This is a genomic window from Paraplanobispora siamensis, from assembly GCF_016863175.1.
Classification (GTDB): domain Bacteria; phylum Actinomycetota; class Actinomycetes; order Streptosporangiales; family Streptosporangiaceae; genus Planobispora; species Planobispora siamensis.
In genome coordinates this window covers 16,383-43,060 of record NZ_BOOJ01000057.1, presented here as the reverse complement: position 1 = coordinate 43,060, position 26,678 = coordinate 16,383, and the positions used below count along the sequence as shown (strand labels likewise).

Below are 26,678 nucleotides of genomic sequence, written 5' to 3'. Positions count from 1 at the left end.
CGCCCGAGGAGAGTCAATGAAGATCACCGGAGTCGAGCTGCGGCGGATCGCGATGCCGCTGGTCGCCCCGTTCCGCACCTCGTTCGGCACCGAGACGACCCGCGAGGTGCTCCTGGTCCGGGTCGTCACCGCCGACGCCGAGGGCTGGGGCGAGTGCGTGGCCATGGCCGAGCCCCGCTACTCCTCCGAGTACGCCGACGGCGCCGCCGACGTGCTGCGCCGCTTCCTCATCCCCGTTCTGCCGGGGCAAGCCGACGCCCAGGCCGCCGGCCGGGCGATGGAGCCGTTCAAGGGCCACCGGATGGCCAAGGCCGCCCTGGAGACCGCCGTCCTGGACGCGCAGCTCCGCGCCCGCGGCGAGTCCTTCGGCTCCTTCCTCGGCGCGTCCCGGGACCGCGTGCCCTGCGGCGTCTCGGTCGGCATCATGGACTCCGTCCCCGAGCTCCTCGACGCGGTCACCGGCTACGTCGAGGAGGGCTACCTGCGGATCAAGCTGAAGATCGAACCGGGCTGGGACCTGGCGCCGGTCCGGGCCGTGCGCGAGCGCTTCGGCGAGGACCTGCTGCTCCAGGTCGACGCCAACGCCGCCTACACCCTCGCCGACGCCCACCACCTCGCCCGGCTCGACGAGTTCGGCCTGCTGCTCGTCGAGCAGCCCCTGGCCGACGACGACCTGGTCCAGCACGCCCGGCTGGCGAAGCTGATGAGGACCCCGATCTGCCTGGACGAGTCGATCGAGTCCGCCGCGCACGCCGCCGCGGCGATCTCCCTGGGCGCCTGCTCGATCGTCAACGTCAAGCCCGGCCGCGTCGGCGGCTACCTGGAGGCCCGGCGCATCCACGAGCTGTGCCGGGCCCACGGCGTCGCCGTGTGGTGCGGCGGCATGCTGGAGACCGGCCTCGGCAGGGCGGCCAACGTCGCGCTGGCCGCGCTGCCCGGCTTCATCCTGCCGGGCGACACCTCCGGTTCCGGCCGCTACTACGCCACCGACATCACGCCGCCGTTCGTCCTGGACGACGGCCACCTGCCGGTCCCCGCGGGCGCCGGTCTGGGCGTGGATCCCGTACCGGAGATCCTGCGGGAGGTCACGGTCTCCGCCGAGTGGATCGCCCTGTGAGGCCCCGCCCCGGTCACCCGACCCTGGGCGTGGCGCGGGCGCCGAAGTGCACGTACGGCGAACCGTCGGCCAGCTCGTAGAAGACCACGGGGATCCACTGGGGGTCGCCCTCCGGACGGCCGACGAAGGTGGTCTCGTCCACCGGCACGAGGTCGAACTCCACCGGCGGGCGGAGCCCGGCGAGCGTGCCGGTGGCCTCGCTGCGCAGCCGGAGCCGCCCGTCCTGGAGGGTCAGCGTCACCCGGCTCCCCGTGCGTTCGTACCGCCCGGCGTAGCGCCCGGCGTCCACCTCCACGGGCGTGTCCGGCGGCCCGAGCACCGGCGGCACGGTCAGGCCGAGCAGCTCGCCGAGCAGCTCGGTGATCAGGGTCCGCTGGAAGGCCGTGGTGTGGCCGCCGTTGGCCAGCACGCACACCGCCGTCTCGCTGTCGGGCACCGCCCAGAGCATGGCCGCCTGGCCGACGGTGTTGCCGCCGTGGGAGAGGATCCGGTGGCCGTCCCACTCGTCCAGGATCCACCCGATCCCCCACTGCCTGCCCATGGTGTACGGGTTGGGGATCTCCACCTGCGGCTCCCACATCGCCTCGGGGGCGGCGAGCAGGCCGGTGCCGAAGTGGGCGCGGGCGAAGGCCACGACGTCCGCGGGCCGCGAGCAGATCAGTCCCGCCGGGCCGACGGCCCGCATCAGTCCCCAGACCGGACTGAGCTCGCCCTCGATGTGACCGACGGCGGCGCGGAAGCGGATCACGTCCTCCGGCAGGGTCCAGGTGTGGCTCAGGCCGAGCGGGTCGATGATCTGCTCGCGCAGCGCGACGTCCCACACCTTGCCGGTGAGGCGCTCGACGATCCGCCCGGCGATGACGAACCCGGAGTTGCCGTACGACTGCGTGGCGCCGAGCGGGTGGTTGCGCGCCAGGTCCGCGCAGGCCGCGACGTACTTCTCCAGGCAGTCGTCGCCGCGGCCGGTGTCGATGAACAGGTCGCCGTCGATGCCGGAGGTGTGCGAGAGCAGGTGGCGTACCGTCACGGACCCGGTCAGCTCGGCGTCGGCGACCCGGAACTCCGGCAGGATCTCGACCACGCGCGTGTCCAGGGTGAGGTCGCCCCGCTCGACCAGGAGCATGATCTGGGTGGCGGTCCACACCTTGGTGATCGATCCGATCTGGAAGAGCGAGTCCGTGGTCGTCTCGACCCCGGTCCCGGTGTTGAGCACGCCCGCCGCGAACTCGTGGACCCTTCCCTCATGGAGGAGGGCCAGGCCCGCGCCGGGGACCTCGAACTCCTCGATCAGCTCCGCGAGCCGCGTCTGCCAGCGACCGGGGTCCGTTGCTCCAGCCACCCGTTGCCCCTCTCTCGCGCTCCGGTCATCGCAAGGATCATCCACCGGGACCGGGAGGAGGAAAAGGCCGCCTCCGGCCACGGGCCCCGGGGGCATACCTCCCCGGCCCGGGGTAGGGGCGGGTCATGAACATGAGGACGCTGACCGGAAGCCGCCCGAAGACGCTGGCCCTGACGCTGCTGGCCGTGACCGCGACGGCCGTGACCGGCGGCGTGGGCACCACGGCCGCGTCCCGGTGGTATCAGCGGCTGCGCAAGCCGTCCTGGCAGCCGCCCTCCCAGGCCTTCGGGCTGGTGTGGACCCCGCTGTACGGGCTGATCGCCCTCGGGTCCGCCCGCGTCCTCGACCGCCGGGAGGGCACGGAGCGCCAGGCGTTCGCCGCCCAGCTCGCGACCAACCTGGTCCTCAACGCCGGATGGACGCTGATCTTCTTCCGGGCCCGCTCCCCCCGGCTGGCGCTCGCCGAGATCGCCGCGCTCAACGCCTCCAACGCCGCCCTGATCAGGCAGGCGTGGAAGACCGACAGGACCGCCGGCGCGACCCTGCTGCCCTACGGCGCGTGGACGCTGTTCGCCACCGCCCTCAACACCGCGATCGTCCGCCTCAACCCCGAGGAGCGCTGACCCGCCACGGACAAAGCCTCCTGGCCGATCGCCAGCGGCTCCCATCGCCACACCGTGACGGTGCCGTCGGTGCGGGTACGGCGGGCGCGCCCGTCCAGGGCCCGGCGGTACCGGGCCATGGCCGCCCGGGCGCCGGACTCGTCGCGGTAGACCGTCATCCGCTCGATCTTGTACAGGGTCGGTGTGACCAGCGCGATCTGCCGGCCGGCCACCCGCTCGCCGTCCTCGGCCGGCGGCGTCTCGCAGGGGTTCAGCAGCGGCGGCAGTCCGGGCTCGTCGGTGCGCTCCCACCGGGCCTCCGGCTGGTCGCCCAGCGGCCGTCCGGCGTCGTCCTCGTGGGCGAGGAACCCTCGGGGATGACGATCCCGGCCCCGGCGGAACCGGTGGCCGTCGGAGTGATCGGCGGGAACACCGCCGCCAGGTCCTCCCTGGGACGGGAGGCCAGCAGGCCCCGGACGGCCGCGCCCAGGACGACCACGGCGACCACGACGGCGGCGACGACGAGATGTCTGCGCATGCCTGTGGTACACCGCCCGGCGCCGCCCCGTTCGCCCGCCCCGTTCGCCCGCCCCGGCCCGGGACGTGCCTCGTGCGCCGAGGCGGCATGCTTGGCACCATGAGTTATCACGTGTGCGTGGTGTGCCTGGGAAACATCTGCCGCTCCCCCATCGCCGAGGTCGTGTTGCGCGAGACGCTCGCCGACCACGGGCTGGACGGGCTCGTCACGGTCGACAGCGCGGGGACCGGAGGCTGGCACCAGGGCGGCCCGATGGACGAGCGGGCCGCCGCGGTCCTGGCCGAGCACGGTTACGACGGCTCCTCCCACCGGGCCAGGCAGTTCCTGAAGGAGTGGTACGGCCACGCGGACCTGGTGCTGGCGATGGACGACGAGAACCTGCGCGCCCTGCGCCGCATGGCCCCGCCCGGGGCCGACGTGCGCCTGTTCCGCTCCTTCGACCCGGCCGCCCCGCCCGGCGCCGAGGTACCCGACCCCTACTACGGCGGTCCCGAGGGGTTCGTGGAGGTGCTGGAGATGGTCAAGGCCGCGTCCGAGGGGCTGGCCAAGCACCTGTCGGAGACCCTCCGTCCCTCGGAGCCGTGATCTGGGAGCGGGATCCGTGGTGTGACAGATCCCGCTCCCTTTACGTTGTAGATCCGAAGTTGTGACCGGCGCGGCGGTCGGGCCGCCGTGCCGGAGGTGCGGTCTTCCCGAGCGTCAGCCGGCGCTGCAGGAGACCGTCGGCCAGGTCCGGTTGCCGTTGTGCTGGATCGTCACCCCCCAGTTGTTGCCGCTGCCGTTGGGTCTGGCGGTCAGCACCTGGGCGCTGGGATAGCTCGCGCCGACGTTCCACGTGGCGATGATCTTCGCCGGGGACGGCACGTTCATCGTCACGGTCCAGTCGGCGGAACCGCTGACCGCGACGTTGAGGTTGTACCGGTCGCTCCACTGCTGGCCCGCGGACAGCGACGCGGTGCAGCCGCCGGGGGTCCCCCCGCCTCCACCGCCACCGCCGCCGCCGCCGGAGGAGCCGCCCACCGTGATGTTGGAGCTTCCGCTGCTCTGGTATCCCTCCGTCGCCATGATCATGTAGTCGTGGCCGCCCAGGTTCATGCCGTGACGGGCCCATGCGTCGAAGTGGTTGCCGGAGGTTATGCTCCCGCCGGTCCGCTTCGACTGCCGGACGCTCCAGTACTGGTTGAAGGTCCTGGTGCCCTCGATCGAGGGGGCGTTGTAGCGCGTCGTCTGGTAGATGTCGTAGGTGCCGCCGTCGGTGGTCACCGTGCCCTTGTACGTCCCCGTGGGCCGGTAGGTGCCCCAGTTGTCGACGATGTAGTACTCCACGAGCGGGTTCCTCGTCCACCCGTAGAGCGTCAGATAGGCGTTGCCGGACGGATTGAAACTGCCCGAGTAGCTCACGGTCCTGCGTCCGCCGGTGCTCCAGCCCTTCCCGGCGACGAAGTTGCCGGTGTTGCGCCACGAGGTGCTGTAGTTTCCGCCGGACCCCAGTTCCATGGAGACCGTTCCGGGACTGTCGGTCCAGAACGAGTAGAAGTAGCCGTTGTTGGTGCCGGTCTGGTTGGAGGTCACGGGAGCCGCGCTGGCGATGCCGGGCGGCGTCGCCACGACCAGGACCAGCGCTGCGGCCACGATCCAGGCGCGGCCGGCGAGCAGGCCGATGCGGCCGCGGCCGCGGCGTCTCGGACGGGCGGGGGCGTCGTTCATGTGCGTGCTTCCTTCTCGTGAAGGCCGGCGGGAGGCCGGGCAGCGTGATACGACCCGGAGGAGCATGAGGTGGGTGGCTCAGACCGGCAGCCGTGGACTCCGTCCGGCTACGAAAATATCGTCGCGACGGCGAAAGTATCGGATCGTCCTTGACCGACTGTCAACGATCCCTGAAATATCGCCGCACCTTATCCTCCTTAAAGACCCACCTCATCTCGCAACACGGCATCCGCCTACGCGATCGTGGCTGGTACGGCCAGCAGAAGCCCTGACCGGGTGGCCGACCTGCAGACCGGACGACTTTGAAAGTTTCGCCATCCATCCGAAAAATAGAATGGCGGCCCGGACCGGCCGCCACCCTCGGAAGGACTCCCCCGGAAACGGGTCAGGGCCTGAACCAGCGGTACAGCGGCGAGTCGGGACCCCGCCCGCCGGGGCGGCCCCGTTCGTCCCTGGTGACGAAGACGCTCGGCGCGGAGGCGGTCGGCGTCGGGATGGGCCGGTCACGGCCGCCCGGCTCCGGGCCGGCGGGCGCCGTCGCCACGAGACCGCCGCCCAGCAGTGTCATGAGCGCTGCGGCCGCGGCCAGCCGTCCCGCGCGCCGTGAGCCATCCGGGGACGAGTGCGTCGGCCCGGTCCTTCCAGCGCGTCCGACGGCACTGACGGGCGGCTCGCCCTCGGGCGGGCAGACCCTGGAGCGCACCGGTGAACGGCGCGCGTGGAAGAGCGTGAAGCACAGCGGTTGCCGTCCCGCTCCCGGCATCCGTTACGGGCCCGGGTGCCGGCGGTTCCGGGAACCTATTGTGGAGCGATGCGGGAACTGCTGCTGCGCCTGTCGGCCCTGGACTCCAGCGCGGAGAACGCCGTGCGCGTCATCGCCTACTTCGACTCGCTGGTGCGCGACCACGTCGACGTCCCCGTGCTGCTGCGGGCCACGGCGCGGCTGGCCGGTCATCCCGTCGGCCTGACCGACGCGGCCACGGGCGGGCATCTGCGTGCGGCGCCCGGCGGGACCGCGGAGCGTGCCGGGACCCCGCCGCCCGGGGCGGTCCTGCGTCCGCTCGGCTCCGGTCTCGGCACGGTCTGGATGGAACACCCCGCGGAGCTCGCGGAGCTCGACGAGATCGTCCTGGAGCGCTTCGCCCAGGCCGCCGAGGTCACCCTGGAGCGGGCCGCCGCGCGGGTGCGCTCGGGCGACGACCCGGCCCTGGTCGAGCTGGTCCTGTCGGCCGGCGCCGGGGAGGCCGAACGGATCCGGGCGCTGCGGCTGCTCGGCTTCGGGTCCCGGGCGCGGCTGCGCGTGCTGGCCGTACCCGACGGCGACGGCGGCGAGGCGCTCGTGGCCCGCCTGCGCGCCGCCGGTCACCACGTCCGGGCCGCCCGGATGGGCGATTCGGCCGCGGTCCTGGTCTCCCCTCCCGAGATCGGCGAACTCCCCGCCGGGCAGCGGGCGGGGGTGGGGCCGGAGGCCGGCTGCGCGGACGCGGCGGAGTCATGGGCCGCGGCGCGGACCGCGCTGCGCTTCACCGGCCCCCATCCCGCAGACCGGGTGGTGGACTGGGCGGACCTGGGAGCCCTCGCGCTGTTCGCCCGGCACGTCCCGGACGAGGCGATCGCCGCCCTGCCGGACGTGCGCGCCGTCGAGGAGCTGTCGCGCCTGCCGTACGGGGCCGAAGCCCTGGAGGCGGTGCGGGCGCTGTGCGCGCACGGCTCGGTGCGCAGGGCCGCCGCGGCGGTGCACCTGCACCACAGCTCCCTGGCCGGGCGCATCGCCCGCGCCGAGGCGGTCCTCGGTTTCTCCCTCGCCGACCCCGCGGGCCGCCTGCGGGCGCACCTGGCCCTGCGGCTGGTACGGCTGCGCTCCGGCGAGACCGGAGCGCAGCCCTCGGTCAGTCCCGCATCGCGCGGCGCAGTACGGCCAGCCGCTCGGCGACGGCCCGGCGGCTGACCTCCGCCTGGGGCACCATCGAGTCGGAGGCGTGGAAGGCGCCCGGATACAGGTGGAACTCGGCCGACACCCCCGCCCGGGTCAGCCGCAGCGCGTACTCGGCGCACTCGTCCCTGAAGACCTCCAGCTCGCCGACGTCGACGTAGGCCGGGGGCAGCCCGGACAGGTCCTCCGCGCGGGCGGGGGCTGCGTACGGCGAGACGTCGTCGGTGCCGGCCCGCTCCCCCAGCAGGCAGCGCCAGCCGAACAGGTTGGCCGTCCGGTCCCAGACCACGGCGTCGGTGAACTCCAGGCTGGAGGGCGTGGTGTTGCGGTCGTCCAGCATCGGGCAGAGCAGGAGCTGGAAGACGATCGCCGGACCGCCCCGGTCGCGGGCCAGCAGGACGGTGCCGGCCGCGAGCCCGCCTCCCGCGCTCAGGCCGCCCACCACGATCCTGGCGGGGTCGATGCCCAGTTCGGCCGCGTTCTTGGCGGTCCACACCAGGCCGGCGTAGCAGTCCTCCACCGGGGCCGGGTCGGGATGCTCCGGCGCCAGGCGGTAGTCCACCGAGACGGCCACGCAGCCCAGCCGGGTGACGTACTCGATCATCCGGAGGTCGTCGTTCTCGGGGCTGCCGATGATCATGCCGCCGCCGTGGATCCAGTACAGCCCCGGCGCGGCCCCCTCCAGGCCCACCGGCCGGTAGATCCGCAGCCGGACGTCGGGGGCGCCCTCGGGGCCGGGCACCATCCTGTCCTCGACCGTGACCTCGCCCTCGGGCAGGGGCGGGGCCATGGCGGCCTGGATCGCGTCGAACTCGGCGCGGATACCGGGCAGGTCCTCCGGCCGCAGGGTGCCGAAGTCCACCGTGGGGAGGGGGAACTGTTCGACGACCGCGGCGAGCTCGGGGTCGAGGTTGGGGTGAAGCGCCATGCCATCCGCCTTCCGGGAGAGGTCCGGGAGATCCGGGTCACCGCGGACGGCCCGCGGGCCCGGATCCATGACTGGATCCTGCGTGAACCCGAACCCGGTTCACAACCGCGATCCGGCCGCGATGAGGGGGCGTTCACCCGCCGGTTGGCGGTCGCCGTACGGGATCCGCCTGCCGGGCGGCGGTCACTTCCTGCGGGAGACGGCCACCCCGGCCAGGCAGAGCAGGCCGCCGGCGAAGGTCAGCCAGCCGGGCACCTCGCCCAGCACCGCCCACGACATCAGCACCACCAGCGCCGGGACGACGTAGGTGGTGGCGCCCATCTTGCCCGCGGTGGTGCGGGCAAGGGCGTAGGCCCAGGTGGTGAAGGCCAGCGCGGTCGGGAAGACGCCCAGATAGACGACGTTCAGCAGCGCGCCGGTCGGGGCGGCGGCCGCCTGCTCGACGAGCTGCCCGGCGAAGGGCAGGCAGGCCGCCGTCCCGACGAGGCAGCCGAAGGTCGTGACCTGCAGGGCCGAGGCGTGCCGCAGGGCGGGCTTCTGGCAGACGACTCCCCCGGCGTACGACACCGCCGCCAGCAGGCACAGCAGCACCCCGAGGATCGCCGAGCGGCCCTCGGCGGACGCCGAGCCGGGCACGGAGCCGGACATCGACACCCCCACCACGACGGCTCCGGCGAACGACACCGCCATCCCGGCCAGCAGGCTGCGCGGGAACCCCTCCCGCAGCAGCCAGCCGCCCAGTAGCGCGATCAGGACCGGCCCGACGTTGACGACCATCGCCGCGGTGCCGGCGTCCACCTCCTGCTCACCCCAGTTCAGGACGACCATGTACAGGCCGAACCACAGCACCCCCGCCCCGGCGATCCCCGGCCACGCCGCCCGCGGCGGCCATCCCTCCCGCCGGATCAGCAGGATCGCGCACAGCACGGCCGACCCGGCCAGCAGCCGTCCCAGCGCCAGGGCGCCGGGCGAGAAGTACGGCGCGGCGGCGCGGATGGAGACGAAGGCCGAGGCCCACAGCACCACCGTGACCCCGGCGGCGGCGAGCGCCCGGCGGTCGGCGAGGCCTCCCGTGGGGGTGCCGGGAGCGTCCCTCGTGTCCGGAGGGCCCGGGACGGACGGGACGTCCGCGGTGTCCGGGGCGGGCAGGGTGTTCTGAACGGTCGGGGTGTTTGGGATGTTCGGGATGTTCGGGGTGTCCGCAGAGGCGTTCTGGCTCATGTGCGGCACCCTAGGCGGCGGGCCCTTCGGCGCCCACCGAATTATCGCCGCCCGCCAGGTCACCGGCCCGCCGGACGCGGTGCGCGCGACACCGCGGGTGCGGCGTCACGACGCCCGGGGCGTGATGTCATGGTGGAGCGGACGCCGTCCCGTCCTGCGGCGGGTCGCACCGCCGCGGGCGCTGCGTCACCTCGCGGCGGGCTGTCGTCTTGTGGCGGGCTGTCGTCTTGTGGCGGACCGCCACGTTGCGGTGGGCGCCGCGGGACGGGAAAGATACGGATCCTGCGGTTTTCAGGATCTTCGGCGGGTGTTGCCACGGGAGGCAGTGGTGTCGGACGAGTTCGACGTGATCGTGATCGGCGCCGGCCCGGCCGGGGAGAACGTCGCCGACAGGGCCGTGCGGGGCGGGCTGAGCGTCGCGGTCGTGGAGGCCGAGCGGGCCGGCGGGGAGTGCTCCTACTGGGCGTGCGTGCCCAGCAAGGCGCTGCTGCGCCCGGTCGACCTGGCCGGCGAGGTCGCGCGGGTGCCCGGGATGAGCCTGGGCCCCATCGACACGGCCGCCGTCCTGGCCCGCCGTGACGAGGCCGTCTCCCACATGGACGACGCCGGACAGGTTCGGTGGATCACCGGCCTGCCCGCGGAGTTCGTCCGCGGCCGGGGGCGCCTGGACGGCCCCCGGCGGGTCCGGGTGGCCCTGACCGACGGCGGCGAGCGCCTGCTGACGGCCCGGCACGCGGTCGTGCTGGCCACCGGCAGCCGCGCGGTCGTCCCGCCCGCCCCCGGCCTGGCCGAGGCCCGGCCGTGGACCAGCCGCGAGGTGACCGCGGCCAAGTCCGTGCCCGGACGGCTGGTCGTGATCGGCGGCGGCGTGGTCGCCTGCGAGATGGCCCAGGCCATGCACGGCCTCGGCGCCGCCGAGACCACCGTCCTGGTGCGCGGCGCGGGCCTGCTGGAGCGGATGGAGCCCTTCGCCGGGCAGATGGTCGCCGAGTCGTTCGCCGCATCCGGCATCACCGTGCGCAGCGGGACCGAGGTGGTCCGGGTGGAGCGTCCCGAGCCGGGCGGGCCGGTCACCGTGCACCTGTCGCAGGGCGCGCCGATCGAGGCCGACGAACTGCTGGTGGCCACCGGCCGCCGTCCCGCCGTCGACGGCCTCGGCCTGGAGTCCGTCGGCCTGCCCGCGGGCCGGGCCGTGGAGGTCGACGACAGCATGCGCGCGACCGGCGTGGAGGACGGCTGGCTGTACGCCGTGGGCGACGTCAACGGCCGCGACCTGCTCACCCACATGGGCAAGTACCAGGCCCGGGTGTGCGGCGACGTCATCGCCGCCCGGGCCAGGGGCGACAAGGACGACCTGCCCGCGCTGCGCGAGGTGGCGGGCGGGTACGGCGCGCCGCAGGTGGTCTTCACCGACCCCCAGGCCTGCTCGGTGGGCCGGACCGAGGCCCGGGCCCGTCAGGAGGGGTTCGCCGTGCGCACGGTCGAGTACGACCTCGGCTCCGTCACCGGCGCCTACCTGCTGGGCGACGGCTACCGCGGCCGGGCCAAGGCCGTGGTCGACGAGGACCGCAGGATCCTGCTCGGCGTGACCTTCGTCGGCCCGGGCGCGGCCGAACTGCTGCACGCGGCGACGATCGCCGTCACCGCCGAGGTCCCGCTGGAGCGCCTGTGGCACGCGGTGCCGTCGTTCCCGACGGTGAGCGAGGTCTGGCTCCGTCTCCTGGAGACCTACGGCCTGTGAGTCTTCCGGAGACCCACGGTCCGTGATCGCGCGGCCCGCGGACGCGGCGGGCCGCGGTCTCCGACGTCCGCTGGAGGCCTGCGATCTCCGATCGTGTGATCACTTCGATAGACGGATACGTCTCCCCTCCCGGATGATCACCGCTATGCTTGGCGGCGAAACAGCGCGACACCAACACTGGAGTCCTGACATATCGGACTCCAGTCTTTATTTTTTCTCCCAGCCCATCCAATTCTTTGGCAGCCCTGATGGCCCGCGATGCCCATACCGTTGTGAGCTATGTTCTGACGTCGGAAACAAGCTCGGGGGACACGCAGGCATTGGGGGCGGCAAAAGAAAAGAAACACGGGATTCGGATCCGCGAGGTGAAGGATTTCCGTCGGCTCTGGACAGGTTCGGCGCTATCTATGATCGCGTTCCGAACCCTGGGCGTGTCCTACCCGCTGATCGCCCTGGCGATCACGGGCTCCCCCGCGGCGGCGGGCTGGGTGGGATTCGCCTGGACGCTCCCCGGGGTGCTGTTCTATATCCCGGCCGGAGCCCTGATCGGCCGGTTCAAACCGCGCTCGGTCATGCTCTGCGCCGAAGCCCTTCGCGGGATCTCGGTCATCAGCGTCTTCGCGGCGCTGTCCCTCCAGTCGCTCTCGATGACGCACCTCTTCACGGCCGCCATCGTGGAGGGCGCGATGTGGGCGCTGCACTCGCTGGCGGAGACCACGCTGATCCCCTCCCTCGTCACACGCGACCAGCTCCCCCGGGCGCTCGCGCGCAGCGAGACCAGCTTCCACGTCGCCGTCATGACGGGCAGGCCCCTCGGCGGGCTGCTGCTCGGGCTGGGACAGGCGGTGCCCTTCGCGGTGAACACGGTGCTGTTCGCCCTGTCGTTCGGCTCCCTTCTGCGCATGGAGGACAAGGGCACGCGGTACCGCAACTCCCCGAACATCCTCTCGGAGATCGCCGACGGCGTGCGGATCCTCTCCCGCCATCACTTCCTGTACATCTCGATGGCGCTCACCGCGATCACCAATCTCATGATCAACACATTGATCATGGTTTTCCTCACCGGTTCGGCCGGGCTGTCGTCTTTCGTCGTCGGCTCAGTCCTGGCCATGGGAGGGTTCGGGGGTCTCCTCGGCTCCTTCATGGCCCTGCGGATGAGGCCGCCCGCCGCCATGCCGTTCATCCAAATGTGGGTCTGGGTGATCGCGCTTCTCATCGCCGCGGCCGGTCAGCACCCGGTGTTCTTCGGGCTCGCGACGCTGACGACGGGGTTCTTCGGAGCCCTCAACAACGTCACCGTCAGGACATTCGAAGCCGACCAGATCGCCCCGGACAAGATCGCCCGGGTGGCGAGCGTGTCACGGCTCGTCACCCGCGGCGCGATCGCCGCGGCGGCACCCGCCGGTGGCCTGCTTGTCGCGGGGTTCGGGATCGGCAGGGCGGCGGTGATCCTCTTCGTGACGATGCTCGCGATCGCGGTGATCGTCACGGCCGCCCCTCCCCTGCGCAAGAGTCTCGGGATCGCGTCCGGTCCTCGGGACGAGACCCGGGCGGTCTTCCGGGAGATGCTGCTCAGGACGTCAAGCCCCGCGCCAGCCGATCCGCCTCCGCTTTCAGGTGGGCAGGAAGAGACGGTGACTGCGCTCTCCTCGCCCGGATGGCCAGCTCCGCCGCCGAGTCTTGATCGCCAGCCAGTTCCCTGACCTTCGCCGCGTAGATCAGCGCCGGCCCGTGGTCCTCGGCTTCGGCCAGGACTTCCGTCACTTCCCGTTCCGCCTCGGCGACCTGCCCGGTGGACGCCAGCGCGAGCGCGTACGCGGCCCGGGCGGAGGGCCACTGCAACGGCCGGAGCCGGTCGAGGTCGCGGAGCGCCGCGGGCCCGTGCCCGAGACCGGCCAGGATCTCACCGCGCGCCCTCAGTGCCTCGGTCGCGTTCCCCTCCCTGCTCAGCACGTCGTTGAGAACGTCACCGGCTGCCTCCGGATGGCCGTCGTACCACAGGGCCCAGGCCAGCTCGGTCTGGATGGCCGTCTCGTTGGGCACCCGGCGGATGGCCGACAGCAGCTCCCTGACCGCGGCCGAAGGGCGTCCCTGGGCCAGCCGGAGACGGCCGATCCCGGCCAGCAGGCGGCCGACGGCCGCGGTGGCCCCCAGCGTCTCGAACAGCACCGCCGCGGTCCGGTAGTGCGCTGCGGCCTTCTCGTAATCCTCCCTGCGATGGGCCACGTTCCCCAGGAAGGACTCAATCTCCGCGCGGAGCCGCGTGTTGTCGCCGCACCGCTCCAGTGCCTCCTCCGCCTGTTTGGCCGCCAGCCCGAACTCTCCGTCCCGGAGCGCGAGCTCGGCCGCTCGCAGATACTCCTCCGGAGTCAGCGGGCGGACGGCCTCCGCGACGCCGCGGCCGTCGTGCTGCAGGATCGGCTGGATGAGGCGATCGTGGGACAGCTCGCACCACCGCGTGCCCGCCCGGATCTCCTCGCGCAGGATGCGGCGCTCCACCAGTGCTCTGATCACGTAGTTCGGCTCGCCCGCCGTAAGCGTCTCCCCCTGGTAGACGAGCTCCCGGGTGCCGAGCTCGGTGATGAAGTTGCGCCGCAGCCACGTCCGCAGCCTGCCGGCGTCGCCGCCGTAGTGATCATGTGCCACCTCGCCGATCATCCGCTCGGAGAAGTCCGTGAGGGACCGGTCGGCGTTGGCCAAGCGCCGTACGTGATCGGAGGTGATGACCCGGACATCGGGCGGAAGGGAACGCCACATCGCCGAGCAGACCACCTGGAGCTGGTAGGGCTCGACGACCTCGGTGTCGGCGACGACTTCTTGACCGAGCATCCTGCCGACCCTGACCATGCGCAGTCCCTCGACCAGTTCCTCCGCCGCGCCCGGGGCGAACGAGCGCGCCGTACCCCGCAGCGGGCCCTCCGTCGCGAGCACCGCCGCGGCCGTGTCCAGCGGCCTCAGCGGGAAGCGGCTCCTGGGCATGCCGGCCAGCTTGGGCTCATGCGGCAGCATCGCAGCCAGGTAGTCCTCCCGGATCGCCACCAGGAGACGGAGATTGGAATCGTTGTCCAGCGCATCGACGAGCTGGCTGATGAACCACTCCCGGTACGGCCGACGGTGCGCGAAGTCCCCGAACAGTTCCTCCGCCTGGTCGATGCCCATCAGGCGGAGGACCGGGTCGCCGTAGGCGTCGTACCGGGGCGGGCGCCGCTGCAGGAACCCGTGGAGCGTCAGGCCCGCAAGCCGGGTGGGCGTCTCGTGCGGGGCCCAGGAGGACAGCAGCGCGAACACGTGGGGGTTGTGCTCGGAGAGCGCGGCGGACGGGAAGGGCGAACCGTGGGAGACGCGGCCGATCGGGAGGACGTCGGTCATGCGGGGATCCAGCAGCGGCAGCACCCCGGCGTGGATCAGCGACGTCTTGCCGACCCCGGACGGTCCGTAGAGGATGGTCAACCGGTTGGCCTGCCACAGGTCCGCGAGTTCGCGAGCCTCCCTGGTGCGCCCGAAGAATTTGACGCCGTCCTCGCGCCGGAACGCGCGCAGTCCGACATACGGCTGCTCCTCGCGTCCGGGATGGTCACGGTCAGCGCTCATCATGACACCGTCCCCATCCGCCGTCGCAGCTCGGCACAGAAATCCTCGGCGGTCCCCCAGAAGATGGAGATCCGCCATCCCTCGTAATATCTGGCGATCTGTTGCTGCAGCTCCCGCACTCTCTCCGGCACGGCGTTGAGCGGCGGGGCGAGCTGGACGCTCACATGCCTGCGCCGGTTGATGCCCGGCACCGCTCTCAGCAAAGCACCGAACAGGACGCGGAACGTCCAGTCCTGCAGGCTGTAGCCGATGAACAGCAGCGGTCGCTGGGTGAGCGCCGCCAGGATCGCGGGGGGAAGCATCCTAGGGCCGACCGCGCTGCCCTCCATCGCCAGACTCGTGAGGAACTCCAGATAGTCGTCCTCGGCGAGGACGATCGACCGGGGGTCGTGGAGGCTGCCGTGCAGGTGATAGACCAGCGGCGTGTCCGGCCGGGGGGCCCAGCCGACCTCCCGGCCGAACAACCCGTCGTACTCCATGCTGTCGTTCCACGGGCACAGAGCCATGTTCGGATGTTTCCCCGCCGCCCTCAGCGACTTGACGATGAAGTCGTCGTAATTGGTGGTCAGGTACACCGGCAGCGGAAATCCCGCCAACATGCCGTGCGGCTCCAGCGGATCGAGGAAGTCCGGCGGACCCGCGGCGGCGAGCTCCGCGCAGACCTGCTTCTTGACGTATACGGCCTCGCCGTACCTCATCGCCGCGAACTGGGCCACCCGGTGCAACTCGTGATCGTCGTCATAGGGATAGCTCCACCTACGTGCCATCTGCCGGCTGAGCGCCGCCCCCGTGGGCAACACGCCGGAACACGCACCGGCCCCCAGGAAAGGGGTGCAGTCCCCCGTGGTCAGCTGGTCGATCAGCCTTTCCCACTCGGCGCTGCCCATGTCGTGCACGTGCGGCACCACCTCACAGCAGGATGACCACTCATATGGATCATATGGAACTGTCGAACTTCGAGTACGGCACACCGCTCGAACGGGAGATGCATTCCTGCAGCATCTTCTGGAGAGCCGGCATTCCGAGCTCTCGCACGTCCTTCAGTGACAGGCCCTCCAGGTCGACGAGAGCGACGGATCCGGACTCGTGCTCACCCATCTGCACTCCTTGTATCACGGCCACAACGGTCATTCTGTTTTCGGACCCTCGAAAACAGGGCCGAACGGTCGCCCTTTTCTGCGCCGGATCCTTCCTGTGCGATTTCGCTCAATTCTGAAACGCCCAGCCTATTGAGGCAACCTCTATGATGTGCCCAAGAGATTTCCGGCATCCCGGGCATTACCATGTGGAGGCCATAGTGGTGGAGCTTTCAGGTACCGCGCACGCGATGCCGGAACGGCAACCGGAGGTCTGGGAGCGGGTCCCTCCCCGCAACAGGAACTTCACCGGCCGCGACGAGCTTCTGGCCAGACTCCGCCAGGGCATCAACACCGTGACCGCGGTCGTCCCCCAGCCCCAGGCGCTCCAGGGACTGGGCGGCGTGGGCAAGACCAACCTCGCCGTCGAGTACGCCCACCGCTACCGCTCGCACTACGACCTGGTCTGGTGGATTCCCTCCGACCAGCGCGTCCTGGTGCCGTCGGCGCTGGCGATGATGGCGCCGTCCCTGGGCCTTCCGCCGGCCACGGTCATGGGTGTGGAGGAGGCGGCCGAGGCCGTACGCCGGGCGCTGCAGAGCGGTGAGCCGTACCGCCGATGGTTGCTGATCTTCGATAACGCCGAGGATCCGGTGCAGATCGAGGAGTTCATTCCCCGGGGACCGGGCCACGTCCTGATCACCTCGCGCAACCCCCAGTGGGAGGACTACTTCGAGACGCTCCAGGTCGACGTGTTCGCGCGCGAGGAGAGCGTGGAGTTCCTCAGGAAACGACTCAAGCGCGATGTCTCCGACAAGGACGCCTCCCTTCTCGCCGACAAGCTCGGCGACCTCCCGCTCGCGCTGGAACAGGCCGGAGCGCTGCAGTACGAGACCGTCATGTCGGTCGACGAGTACATCGAGCGGCTCGACCGGGAGACCGGGCGGCTGCTCGGCGTGAACCGGGCGCCGGGATACCCGATGTCGATGACCGCCGCCTGGCGGGTGTCGGTCTCGCAACTGGAGGACCGTCTACCCGAGGCGATCAAGGTACTGCGGTGCTGCGCCTTCTTCGGTCCCGAGCCGATCCCCCGCGACGTCTTCCGCAAGGGCGGCGAGACCCTCCCCCGCGACGAGAGCGGCGCCACCCTCGAACTGGGCGCGATCCTGTCCGACCCCATTCTGCTGAGCAAAGTGATCAAGGAACTGGGACGGTACGCGCTCGCCCGGATCGAGTCCTCGACCCGCACGGTCCAGGTCCACCGGCTCGTCCAGGCCCTTCTCCGCGACGACATGACGGACGCGGAGAAGGACAAGGCCCGCCACGAGGTCCACCTGCTGCTGGCCGGCTCGACCCCGTCGGCCCCCGAGACCACCGACCAGTGGGGCGACTTCGAGGGGGTGGTGGCCCACATCACGCCCTCCCGGGTGGCCGAGTGCACCCACCCGCGGGTCCGCGAGTTCGCCCTCAACAGCGTCCGCTCGCTCTACCAGGCGGGCAACTACCAGCCCGCCCTGGAGTTCATCGACGAGTTCATCAGCAGGTGGACCGCGGCCGACGGACCGGACCACAAGGACGTCCTGGTGGCGCGGACCCACCGCAGCAACATCCTGCGCATGCTCGGCCGCTACTCCGAGGACTACGAGAACGGCCGCGAGACCATCGAGAAGATGCGGAAGGTCCTGGGAGAGGAGCATCGCGACACGCTCTGGGCCATCAACGGCTTCGGCGGCTCACTGCGGGCCCGCGGCGAGTTCCTCCCCGCCCTGGAGCTCGACCAGGGCTCCTACGCCGCCCACAAGAGAGTCCTCGGGCCGACGGATCCCGCGACCCTGCGCGTCATGTACAATCTCGCGCTGGATTACGTCCTCACCAGCGATTACGTGAAGGCGCGGGAACTGCACAGCGAGGCCTACCGGGGAAAGACGAACGTCGCGATCGGCAAGGGTTCGCTCCTGCTGTCGTGGAGCGGCCTGGCGCAGGCCGTACGGCTCTGCTGCGACTACGCGGAGGCCTGCGACGTCGGCGACGAAGCCTACGAATACGGCGTGCACGAGCTACCTCCCGACCACCACATGACCCTGCTCGCGGCCAAGGAGCTGTCCATCGCCCGGCGCAGGATCGGCGACCTGGCCGACGCGTTGGAGCTCGCCCGTGAGACGCACACCCGGCTCCAGCGGATCTTCGGTGATGACCACCCGGATACGATGGCCGCCGCGATCAACGTCTCCAACACCCTGCGCACCGCCGGGCAGATCGACGAGGCGTTCACGATCGCCGAGGGGGTCGTGCCCCGCTATCCCCGCGTGTTCAGCGAAGACCATCCCTTCACCCACGCGTGCCGGGGCAACCTCGCGATCCTGCACCGGCTGCGCGGTGACGCCACCGTGGCGAGGCGGCTCAACGAGGACGCCCGGGAGCAGCTGATCTCCAAGGTCAGCCGGAACCACCACTACTCGCTGACCTGCGCCGTCAACCTCGCCACGGACCTCGCCACGCTGGGCGATCCGGCCGCGGCCCGGGAACTGGGCGAGGACACACTCGGCCGGCTGCGCAAGCTCTTCGGTGCGGACCACCACCTGACCCTGGTGTGCGCCGCCAACCTGGTCCTCGACATGAGGGCGACGGGCGCGCAGGAGGAGGCCGACCTGCTGTACGCCGATACGGTACGCCGCTTCGACCCACCCGGAGCCTCGACATCGGACCCGCCTGATCTCCTCGCCGTCTACGAGGGGCGACGCGTCGACTGCGACTTCGATCCGCCGCTGACCTGACCCGACCGGCCAGGCGGCCTGCAGGAGCCGGCGGCCGGCGCGACACCGGCCCGGCCCGCGTTGCGCCGGTTCCAGGTGTCACGGTGCCATTCGGCCTCGCGGTGCGCCTGTGCCGCCGAGGCCAGGTCCGCCGGTTCCCCGAGCATCGCCTCGAGGGTGCGCCGCATCCCGGCGACGAACTCCTCACCGCGCTCCGTCAGGCAGCCGCTCCGCAGGAGCGTGCCGGTGACCAGGTACGCGCCCTCCCGCCAGCGCACGGTCTCCACCCGGGCCCGGAACGCCGTGGCGCCCGTCTCGCGCCCGAGCCGCCGCCGCCAGAAGTCGGCCACTCCCATGAAGGCGTAGGCACCTTGCAGGAGCCCGGACGCGGGACGAGGGTCCGGGCGCCACGGAGCGTAGTAGCGCCGCCCGTCGTCCGGCACGGTCAGGTCGACCATGTCGATCAGCGCCGTGAGCTTCACGTGCTGGATCTCGTGGGCGAACGTGGCCGCGAGCCCGAGACCGCTGCGCGGCTCAGAGAGCGCGACGGCCCCGAATGACTCCCGGGCGCTCGCGCTGTTCTGACCGAAGTCCACAGATCGCAGAGGGACGAGGACAGTCACAGCCGAGGCGACCTCGTCGGCGACGGTCCTGTGCCCGGCGGCCAGGATGCGCCAGGCCGCCCCGAGGCACTCCCCCCAGGTACGGCGTTGCCCCGCGGTCAGCCTCGGCGCCACGTCCCGATCCACCGGCCACCGGTACGGGTCGAGGTCGTCCAGTGCCGGGCCGAAGCCCTCGGTCACTGGGAAGCGTCCCAGGGCACGCCAGCCCGTCCCGTCCCCGGACGGGTTCACCCGTACAGCGGACCGGCCCAGGCGGACTTCGGTGTCCTCCCCGTCCGGCCGCACGGTGATGTCCGCCGTCCCGCCGCCCGCGCCCCCGGGAAGGGTGATCTCCCCCAGCGACGGCAGCATGAGCGTCCCGCCGCTGAGGGGAACCCTGATCTCGCAGGCGACGCCCGCCCGGATCGCGGACGCCAGCGCCAGCGCGCCCAGCCGTCCGAGATCGGCCCGGTCGCTCCGGGTGTCCCCGGCCAGCGCCTGGTAGGCCCGCCACGCCCACGCGCCCGCGGCCGGATAGCCCAGCACGGCGTCGATCGCGTCCTTCGCCCGGGTCTCGAGCTCCTCCAGCAGGTCGTAGGCATGAGAAGCCAGATCGGCGTGCTGATGGCCCGCCGCCTTCGCCTCTTCGACCACGCCTCGCACCAGAAGCCTCGTGCGCCAACGCTGGAACGCGCGCAACGCTCGCAACGCCTCGGCCCCTCCGCCTCCGGCCGCGAGCTCGGCGAAGACCGCGTCGGAGACCCGGCCCGGCGTAGACGTCATCTGCCTCCTTTCATGCGGGCGACGTCGCGGGCGAACCTGGTACGGATGTGCCCGATGAGCCGGTACAGGTCAGGGCAGTAGACCGAGGGCCCCATGAACCCGTCGACGGTGTTGTAGCGGTGGGCGTACAGGCCGCCGCCGCAGACGGAGACGATGTCGCAGGCGTGGCAGACGGGGGCGAGGGCCAGCTCGCCGACCTGACGCGCGGCTATGGCGGGATGCCGGAGCACGGCGTCGAAGGAGTCGCTCAGGACGTGCATCCGGGTCGCGGCGGCTCCGTGGTAGCTGGACTTCAAGGAGTCCGACTGCTCGATGCCTCCGTCGGTCTCGATGACGGCCATGCGCGCCGGGGACAGGCCGACCGCCTCGGTCCGCGAGGCGTGCCCCGCCAGTAGCCGCATGATCTCGGTGAAGAACCGGATCTCCGTCTCCTCTGTCGGCGCGCTGTACCAGCGGTCGAAGATGGGGATCAGCCAGTCGGCGTACGGCGTGGCGGACGAGTCCGGGTCCCGGAAGGGCGGAGGCGTGATCCAGTTGCCGTGCGGGAGCAGGAAGTCGATCGCGGGCGGGTCGAAGGCCAGGAGGGCCTCGTATGTCTCCACCGGGTCGTTGCGGACGTCGATCGTGCACAGCAGGCCGCTGAACAGACGGTGGAAGCGGCCGGAGGTCAGTCGGGCGAGCGAGGCCGAGACGATCGCGTGGCTTCCTCTCCCGTCGGCGAAACGCCGGTGGCGGTTCTGGGCCTTCTCACCACCGTCCAGGCTCACCCCCACCCGGATCTCCAACCGCTCGAAGAGGCGCAGGAACTCTTCGTCGAGACGGAGTCCGTTGGTCTGGATCGCCACCCGGACGCGCGTGCCTACATCGGCCGCCTCGCTCCTGATCGCGCGGACGGTGCGCGAGATGAAGTCCGGCCCGGCGAGGAGCGGTTCGCCGCCGTGCAGGACCACCTCCACCTCGGCCAGCCCGTGGGCCGCCGCGTGCTCGGCGATGCGCAGCGCCGTACGGTCCACGACGGCCTCGGACATGCGCCGGGGCTGCGATCTCCAGGACTGGTCCGCCATCTCGTACATGTAGCAGTATTCGCAGGCCAGGTCGCAGCGGCTGTGAACCTTCAGAATGAACTGCTGGAAAGCCAGAGGCCGCCACCCCGAGGCCAGCAGCCCGTCCACGTCGAGTGTGGCCGGAAACGCGTTTTCGGGCGACGGTTTTTCAGTTCCCGGATTCTCCGACAAAAGCGGCACCCTCTCTTGCGCCATTCCTTGTCTTGCACAGTTTCGCACCGGGAGTCAAGTTTCGGCCGCCGCCGTCTCCTTGGAGAATCCGGCCGGAGATTTCCTTACCGGGGACTTTTCGCGCCGGGGGCTTTCCCCGGCGCGTGCGAGAAGACGGATCTCAGACGGCCCGGCCGGACAGGACCTCGCCCAGGAGGTCCGGCCGGTCGGTGATGATCCCGTCCACGCCGAGGTCGACGGCGCGCCGCATGGCGGAGGCGCCGTTCACGGTCCAGGTGAAGACCTCCATGCCCAGGGCGTGCACCCGCCGGACGTAGCGGGCGGTCAGGCCGGCGTGGGCGGGGTTGATCTGGTCGGCGAACCTCGCCAGGTCCGGCAGGGAGGCGGCGGCCGGGGTGCCGAGCAGCCCGATCGGGACCTGCGGCATCAACCGGTGGAAGCGCCGCATCGAGGAGAAGTCGAAGGACTGCACGATCAGCCGGCGCCCCTGCGGGCCGGACCGGACCCACGACGGGTGGCGGCGCAGTTCGCCGGCGACGCGCCGCTCGATGCCCGGATACAGCGAGGGCGCCTTGATCTCCAGCAGCAGCCCCATCGCGCCGTCCCCCATCGCGCGCAGCGACTCGCCCAGCGTCGGCACCCGCTCACCGGCGAACTCCGGGGCGAACCAGGACCCGGCGTCCAGCGTGCGGATCTCCGCCAGGGTGAAGTCGGCCACCCGCCACGGCGCGCGCCCGGGGAAGACCCTCTCCACGTCCGTCGTCCGCGCCAGCGTGGTGTCGTGCATCAGCACCAGCCGGCGGTCTCTGGTCTCCTGCACGTCCAGCTCGAACAGGTCCGCCTGCTGCCGCCGGGCCAGCCGGAACGCCGCGATCGTGTTCTCCGGGGCGTGGGCGCTCGCGCCGCGGTGGGCGACGCTGGCGACCCGTCCCGGTGCGCTCGCGACGGCCGCCGATGTGCTCGCGCCGGCCGCCGGTGTGCTCGCACCGGCCGCCGGTGTGCTCGCACCGGCCGCCGGCACGGCCGGGAACGCGGCGGCGGCCATCACGGTCAGTACGGCACCGAGTCGTCGGAACATGCTCACCTCTCGAGGTAGGAGATGTCGCCTCCCACCTTCGGAGCGCTCGGTGACACGCGACCGACGAAACGGTAGCTCAGTGTGTAATCCAGGTGACTTTCCGCAACGCGGCGGCTTCCCGCGATCCGCCCGCCCGCCCGCGTTAGGCGCTCAGCACCTTGCGGAGCAGTTCGCCGAACTCGGCGGGGTGGGTGCTCAGGCCCGTGTGCCCGCCGGGGAAGTGGACGAGCTCCGTGCCGAAGCCCTCGGCCAGGAAGGCGGCGGGGCGGTAGGGCAGCTCACCGCGCGAGTCCGTTCCGGCGGCGAGCACGAGCCGGTCCGACAGTGCCTCCAGGCGCTCCACGTCCGGGGTGTAGGCCATGAAGCTCGGCACGATGCGCCCCAGGAAGTAGGGCATGTCCGCCACCGTCCGCTCGACCCGCGCCCTCGCCTGCGGCGGCAGTTCGGTCACCGCCGGGGCGTCGGCGGGGGCGGCGGAGACGGCGGGACTGGCGGGGACGGGATCGGCGCCGGGCCGCCGCCTGAGGCCGGCGGCGAACACGGCCGCCGCGGGCATCAGCCCCTCCCGCTCGAAGGTGTCCCGGACCCGGGCGAGCAGCGCGCGGTGCTCGGCGGCGTCGGGCAGCACCTCCACCACCGGCGGCTCGTGCGCCACGACGCGCTCGATCCGCTCGGGACGGGCGGTCAGCAGGTGCAGCGCGACGATCGCCCCCGAACTGCAGCCGGCCACACGGGCGGGCGCGTGCGGGGACAGCAGCTCCAGCAGCCGCAAGGCATCCTCGGCGTGCCGCGCGACCGACTGGGGCGCCTCCGGGTCGTCCAGCGGGCTGCGGGACAGGCCCCGCGGGTCGTAGGACGCGACCGTGTAGTCGCCGGCCAGGTCGTCGGCGACGCCGTCGAAGGAGGCGGCGCCGCCGGTGCCGCCGGGGATCAGCAGCAGGAGCGGGCCGCTGCCGCGTACCTCGTGGTGCAGGGTGGCGCCGTCCACGCGCAGGCGGCCGATGGTCGGGGCGGTCATGCCGGGTCTCCTTCCCGACGGGCGGGCCAGTGCTCAAGGAGGGTGTGCAGGGCGTCGAGGCCACGGACCCAGGACTCCTCCGCCGGGCGCGCGTGCGCGAACCCGCCCGCGGCCTCGAGGCTGACGAAGCCGTGGAGCATGCTGCGCATCAGCCGGACCGCGTCGGTCAGGTCGGGCTCGTCCAGCGCGTAGGCGCGCAGCATGCTGTAGGTCAGCTCGACCGCGCGCCTCGGCCCCGGCGCCAGGGCCAGGAGCTCGGGGTCGATCTGCGTCGGGATCTGCGTCGCGGTGTAGCGGCCGGGGTGGTCGTGGGCGTACCGCCGCCAGGCGTTCGCGAACGCCACCAGCGCGTCCCTGCCGGCCCGCCCGGCGGTGGCCTCGGCGATGCGGATGGTCTTCTCGTCCGCCGCCAGCAGCGCGATCCGCCCGCGCAGGTCCTCCAGGCCGCGGACGTGCGCGTAGAGGCTGGCGTCCTTCACCCCGAGCCGCCGCGCCACCGCCGCCATGGTCACGTGGTCGAGCCCGACCTCGTCGGCCAGCTCGGCCCCGGCGAGCGTCACCCGGTCCGCCGTCAACCCGGCCCGCGGCATGCGCGCACCACCTTTCCTAGGATCTATAGGCTCCCCCTAATGCTCCTAGGTTAACCCTTGGGGCGTAAGGATCGCAAACGGTGAGGAGTCTCCGGAGCGGTGCCCAGCACGACCTTGAGACCGGGTACCCCGCGGGACAGATGCCCGACGCCGAACGACAATCCGACTCCGCCCGCCGCGACCAGGGCGAACTTGACGACGGCCGGCAGCGGCGGGCTCAGGATCAGCAGCTGGAGCACGACGACGATCACGACGTGCAGGATGTACGCGGCGTAACTCGCGTCCGCCATCGCCGCGAGCAGCCGGCCGGGCCGGTTGAAGAGCCTGCGGCACAGGACGATCAGCCCCACACCGAGGCCGACGCAGATCAGCGTCTCCCACGTGCTGCGCACCAGCGATCCGCCAGTGAACCCGCCCGGCGCCACGAGGTCCACGTACAACTCGGGGGCGAGGCCCTGAAGGAGGTACATGGCCGCCGCCGAGAACAGCCCGACGCCGAGCCAGAGGGCGCCGGTCCTGTCCGGGATCCGGCGCAGCCAGTCGCCCCGGCAGGCCATGACGCCCAACGTGAACAGGCTGACGTACTGCGGCAGGTGCGCGGGCTCGGCGGGCACCACGAACAGCAGCGGCACCCACTCGTCGACGGGGTACCACCAGCGGACGACCCAGGTGACCAGGGCCAGCCCCACGACGAACCCGGCGACGGCGGCGTGGTCCGGCGGCGGCCACGCCCTGCGGGGCGGCCCGGCTCCGGCGAACCGGCCGGAAAGGCTCCGCCACCCCACGTACACCGCCGAGTACAGCAGCAGGTGCGCCAGGAACCACAGGTGCATGTACAGGCCCTGCCAGCCGCTCTCGTACAGCGCGCCGGTGAACTCACCGAGGGGAGGGCGGTCCACGTAGAGATAGACGAGGGGCAGGTGCACCACCAGGGCGAAGAACACCATCGGCACCCCGATGCGGGCCCAGCGCTCCCGCAGGAAGCACCCGGATCCCTTGCGGTCGCAGGAGGCGGGGACGAAGTATCCGGCCAGCAGGAACAGCAGGCCCAGGCCGATCGCCGCGTTCACCGTGTAGAACGGCCGGAACCACTCGCTCTGCGCCGGATCCTCCACGGGCCAGGTGCCGCCGGTGGGGCCGTACGCCTGGGCGGCGTGGTGGACGATCACCATGGCGACGAGCGCGGTTCTCAGCACGTCGGCGAAGACCAGCCGCTCCGTTCCCACCCGGGAGGCGGCCGGAGGCTCCTGTGCCGACGGTCTCCCCGACATCACCGCGATCCTCCGCGTGAGACGCGAACGGGTCCCCCCGATCGGTCCCGGTGACCCCATTACCCCACGCGCCCGCGGCCGGCCCCAGAGGCGAAAGCCCCGGGCCCGGCGGACCTTTCGTCGGTTCCGGACCGCCCGCGGGAGGTCAGCCGGTGACGGCCTCGTGCTCCTTGACCACCATGACCGGGCAGCGGGCGTGCTCGGCGCAGTAGGTGCTGACCGAACCCAGCGTCAGCCGGGACAGGGCGCCGTGCCCGCGGGAGCCGCTCACGAGCAGATCGGCGCGCCTGGCGTAGGGGAGCAGGACCTGTGCGGGGTGGCCGTGGGCCACCACCGGGCGGACGTCGACCTGGACGCCCGCCTGGACGTCGATCGACGAGTTCGCCGCGGCCAGCACCCCGTCCAGCAGATGGTGCCCCCACTGCCGCAGTTGCGTCTGTCCGGGACGAGCAGCTCGGTGCCGATCGGATCCCAGTACACCGCGTGCACCACGGTCAGCGCCGCACCGCGCAGTCCCGCCTCGGCCCGTGCCTGCAGCAGGGCGTCACGGGAGGCGGACGATCCGTCCACCCCTACCACGATGCGACGTGTCATCGAATCCTCCCGGCGCCGATCCGGCCGGGCCGGATACAACGGCACCCGCCGAGCTCGGATCCCGAGGCCGGTGGTCCGCCCGTCGAAGCAGGGATGCCGCCTGAACGGCGGCGGGTCTGGTGGCCGTACGGCCGCCGTCGCCCTTCCCCTGTCATCCGGGCGGGACCGCCGCCCGGAGATCGCCTCTCCGGGCCGGCCCCTCGATCCCCGCTCCAGCGGGTGTCGTACTTCCATGTTCCCGCCCGCCGCGCCGCCGGGGCAGAGTCCTGCGCCTCGCAGTGGGGGGCCTTTCGTCCTCTGTGCCGCCCGCGGCCGGCGTCGCGGGCCGTTCGGTCCCGCGCCCGGGGACGTCCGGCCCTGCCGGGGAACACGGTGCGATAGCACGCTGAGATCAGAGGTACTCAAGGGAGGCCTACAGGGGAGCAGGCCATGATCGACAAGCCCAGCGGCACCGTGCGAGTCGTCTGGTACGGCGGTGACCGTTTCGACATCAAGATCCGTGATCACCGGGTCCGGGCGGACCAGCCCACGGACGCCGGCGGGAGTGACACCGGTCCCACGCCGGTCGAGCTGTTCGTCGCCGGCCTGGCCGCCTGCACCGCCCACTACGCCAGGCGTTACCTGCACCGGCGCGACCTGCCCATGGGGGTCACCGTGACCGCCCGGTACGAGATGGACCCGCGGCCCGCACGGGTCGCACGGGTGGAGCTGGTGGTGAAGGCGCCCGGCCTGCCGGAGAACCTGCGCGACTCCTTCACCGCGGTCATCGAGCACTGCACGGTGCACAACTCGCTGCGCGTGCCGCCGCGGGTCGACTTCCGGGTCGTCACGGCAGAGAGCGCCGCGCAGAACGCGACCGCCGGATGAGTGCGGACGACCGGCCCGGTCCCGGCGGATTCACGCCGTCCTCGGTGGCGTCCTCGGTGACAGCGCCCGCCGGAAGACGCGGGCCGGGCACGAC

The 26,678-nt window shown here is 71.9% G+C and carries 24 protein-coding genes and 2 pseudogenes; 8 read left to right on the top strand and 18 right to left on the bottom strand.

The genetic code is table 11. The features are described 5' to 3' along the window. The first annotated feature begins 16 nt into the window (after positions 1-16). Positions 17-1,117 (top strand): o-succinylbenzoate synthase, encoded by a 1,101-nt coding sequence (gene menC / locus Psi01_RS32170; RefSeq protein WP_204067900.1) that lies wholly within the window; start codon positions 17-19, stop codon positions 1,115-1,117. A 13-nt stretch (positions 1,118-1,130) separates the two neighbouring features. Here menC and Psi01_RS32165 read toward each other — a convergent pair whose 3' ends face one another. Next, entirely contained in the window at positions 1,131-2,456 is a 1,326-nt protein-coding gene (locus Psi01_RS32165; protein ID WP_239128174.1) for a serine hydrolase domain-containing protein, read from the bottom strand. 125 nt (positions 2,457-2,581) lie between these two features. On the opposite strand from Psi01_RS32165, the gene Psi01_RS32160 reads away from it, so the two are divergent. After that, positions 2,582-3,079, top strand: a complete 498-nt coding sequence (locus tag Psi01_RS32160) for a TspO/MBR family protein (RefSeq protein ID WP_204067898.1) — start codon at positions 2,582-2,584, stop codon at positions 3,077-3,079. Here Psi01_RS32160 and Psi01_RS32155 read toward each other — a convergent pair. Next, positions 3,007-3,291, bottom strand: coding sequence for a hypothetical protein (locus Psi01_RS32155; RefSeq protein WP_204067897.1), 285 nt, complete (start codon positions 3,289-3,291; stop codon positions 3,007-3,009). The two genes, Psi01_RS32160 and Psi01_RS32155, sit on opposite strands and share 73 nt — an antisense overlap. A gap of 38 nt (positions 3,292-3,329) precedes the next feature. Next, entirely contained in the window at positions 3,330-3,596 is a 267-nt protein-coding gene (locus Psi01_RS32150; RefSeq protein ID WP_204067896.1) for a hypothetical protein, read from the bottom strand. Positions 3,597-3,695: 99 nt separating this feature from the next. On the opposite strand from Psi01_RS32150, the gene Psi01_RS32145 reads away from it, so the two are divergent. Next, entirely contained in the window at positions 3,696-4,181 is a 486-nt protein-coding gene (locus tag Psi01_RS32145) for a low molecular weight protein-tyrosine-phosphatase (RefSeq protein ID WP_204067895.1), read from the top strand. A gap of 114 nt (positions 4,182-4,295) precedes the next feature. On the opposite strand, the gene xynA is transcribed toward Psi01_RS32145, so the two are convergent. Next, positions 4,296-5,303 (bottom strand): endo-1,4-beta-xylanase XynA, encoded by a 1,008-nt coding sequence (xynA, locus tag Psi01_RS32140; protein ID WP_204067894.1) that lies wholly within the window; start codon positions 5,301-5,303, stop codon positions 4,296-4,298. Between the two features lie 385 nt (positions 5,304-5,688). Next, positions 5,689-5,871: a hypothetical protein gene (locus Psi01_RS32135; protein WP_204067893.1), complete on the bottom strand. Its 183-nt coding sequence runs from the start codon at positions 5,869-5,871 to the stop codon at positions 5,689-5,691. 243 nt (positions 5,872-6,114) lie between these two features. Here Psi01_RS32135 and Psi01_RS32130 point away from each other — a divergent pair, with 243 nt between their 5' ends. Further along, positions 6,115-7,251 carry a helix-turn-helix domain-containing protein gene (locus Psi01_RS32130; RefSeq protein ID WP_204067892.1) on the top strand — a complete coding sequence of 379 codons (1,137 nt, stop codon included), beginning with the start codon at positions 6,115-6,117 and terminating at the stop codon, positions 7,249-7,251. On the opposite strand, the gene Psi01_RS32125 is transcribed toward Psi01_RS32130, so the two are convergent. Together Psi01_RS32125 and Psi01_RS32120 are read right to left on the bottom strand one after the other, a co-directional pair. Beyond that, positions 7,193-8,164, bottom strand: coding sequence for an alpha/beta hydrolase (locus Psi01_RS32125; RefSeq protein ID WP_204067891.1), 972 nt, complete (start codon positions 8,162-8,164; stop codon positions 7,193-7,195). The two genes, Psi01_RS32130 and Psi01_RS32125, sit on opposite strands and share 59 nt — an antisense overlap. A gap of 183 nt (positions 8,165-8,347) precedes the next feature. Next, entirely contained in the window at positions 8,348-9,385 is a 1,038-nt protein-coding gene (locus Psi01_RS32120; protein WP_204067890.1) for a DMT family transporter, read from the bottom strand. A gap of 328 nt (positions 9,386-9,713) precedes the next feature. On the opposite strand from Psi01_RS32120, the gene Psi01_RS32115 reads away from it, so the two are divergent. Then, entirely contained in the window at positions 9,714-11,126 is a 1,413-nt protein-coding gene (locus tag Psi01_RS32115; protein WP_204067889.1) for a dihydrolipoyl dehydrogenase family protein, read from the top strand. Between the two features lie 248 nt (positions 11,127-11,374). Beyond that, positions 11,375-12,622 (top strand): annotated as a pseudogene (locus Psi01_RS32110) (MFS transporter); the annotation flags it as partial. 76 nt (positions 12,623-12,698) lie between these two features. On the opposite strand, the gene Psi01_RS44605 reads toward Psi01_RS32110, so the two are convergent. The 3 genes from Psi01_RS44605 to Psi01_RS32100 are packed head-to-tail and all read right to left on the bottom strand — an operon-like array spanning position 12,699 to position 15,815. Beyond that, entirely contained in the window at positions 12,699-14,717 is a 2,019-nt protein-coding gene (locus Psi01_RS44605; protein WP_373872521.1) for a tetratricopeptide repeat protein, read from the bottom strand. Beyond that, positions 14,717-15,625, bottom strand: coding sequence for an SIR2 family NAD-dependent protein deacylase (locus Psi01_RS32105; protein ID WP_204067887.1), 909 nt, complete (start codon positions 15,623-15,625; stop codon positions 14,717-14,719). Before Psi01_RS32105 ends, Psi01_RS44605 begins: the two co-directional genes overlap by 1 nt. A 28-nt stretch (positions 15,626-15,653) precedes the next feature. Then, positions 15,654-15,815, bottom strand: coding sequence for a hypothetical protein (locus Psi01_RS32100; protein WP_204067886.1), 162 nt, complete (start codon positions 15,813-15,815; stop codon positions 15,654-15,656). Between the two features lie 202 nt (positions 15,816-16,017). Between Psi01_RS32100 and fxsT the strand changes: the two genes are divergently transcribed. Next, positions 16,018-18,567 (top strand): FxSxx-COOH system tetratricopeptide repeat protein, encoded by a 2,550-nt coding sequence (gene fxsT / locus Psi01_RS32095; RefSeq protein WP_239128173.1) that lies wholly within the window; start codon positions 16,018-16,020, stop codon positions 18,565-18,567. Here the strand turns inward: fxsT and Psi01_RS32090 are convergent. The 8 genes and pseudogenes from Psi01_RS32090 to Psi01_RS44600 all read right to left on the bottom strand — a co-directional run. After that, entirely contained in the window at positions 18,519-19,931 is a 1,413-nt protein-coding gene (locus Psi01_RS32090; RefSeq protein ID WP_204067885.1) for an HEXXH motif domain-containing protein, read from the bottom strand. The genes fxsT and Psi01_RS32090 overlap by 49 nt on opposite strands. After that, positions 19,928-21,103, bottom strand: a complete 1,176-nt coding sequence (locus Psi01_RS32085; RefSeq protein ID WP_239128172.1) for an FxsB family cyclophane-forming radical SAM/SPASM peptide maturase — start codon at positions 21,101-21,103, stop codon at positions 19,928-19,930. The genes Psi01_RS32090 and Psi01_RS32085 overlap by 4 nt, the downstream gene beginning before the upstream one ends. Positions 21,104-21,326: 223 nt before the next feature. Next, positions 21,327-22,244, bottom strand: a complete 918-nt coding sequence (locus tag Psi01_RS32080) for a glycerophosphodiester phosphodiesterase (protein ID WP_204067883.1) — start codon at positions 22,242-22,244, stop codon at positions 21,327-21,329. A 142-nt stretch (positions 22,245-22,386) separates the two neighbouring features. After that, positions 22,387-23,262, bottom strand: a complete 876-nt coding sequence (locus Psi01_RS32075; RefSeq protein ID WP_204067882.1) for an alpha/beta fold hydrolase — start codon at positions 23,260-23,262, stop codon at positions 22,387-22,389. Further along, positions 23,259-23,852 carry a TetR/AcrR family transcriptional regulator gene (locus Psi01_RS32070; protein ID WP_204067881.1) on the bottom strand — a complete coding sequence of 198 codons (594 nt, stop codon included), beginning with the start codon at positions 23,850-23,852 and terminating at the stop codon, positions 23,259-23,261. Before Psi01_RS32070 ends, Psi01_RS32075 begins: the two co-directional genes overlap by 4 nt. Positions 23,853-23,902: 50 nt before the next feature. Further along, positions 23,903-25,123, bottom strand: a complete 1,221-nt coding sequence (locus tag Psi01_RS32065) for an acyltransferase family protein (RefSeq protein WP_204067880.1) — start codon at positions 25,121-25,123, stop codon at positions 23,903-23,905. A gap of 145 nt (positions 25,124-25,268) precedes the next feature. Then, positions 25,269-25,520 (bottom strand): universal stress protein, encoded by a 252-nt coding sequence (locus Psi01_RS44235; protein ID WP_275424622.1) that lies wholly within the window; start codon positions 25,518-25,520, stop codon positions 25,269-25,271. Between the two features lie 71 nt (positions 25,521-25,591). Beyond that, a pseudogene (locus Psi01_RS44600) lies at positions 25,592-25,717 on the bottom strand (universal stress protein); the annotation flags it as partial. Positions 25,718-26,146: 429 nt separating this feature from the next. On the opposite strand from Psi01_RS44600, the gene Psi01_RS32050 reads away from it, so the two are divergent. Continuing rightward, the gene (locus Psi01_RS32050; protein WP_204067877.1) at positions 26,147-26,584 is read left to right on the top strand and encodes an OsmC family protein; all 438 of its coding nucleotides are present in this window, start codon (positions 26,147-26,149) and stop codon (positions 26,582-26,584) included. Positions 26,585-26,678 lie beyond the last annotated feature (94 nt).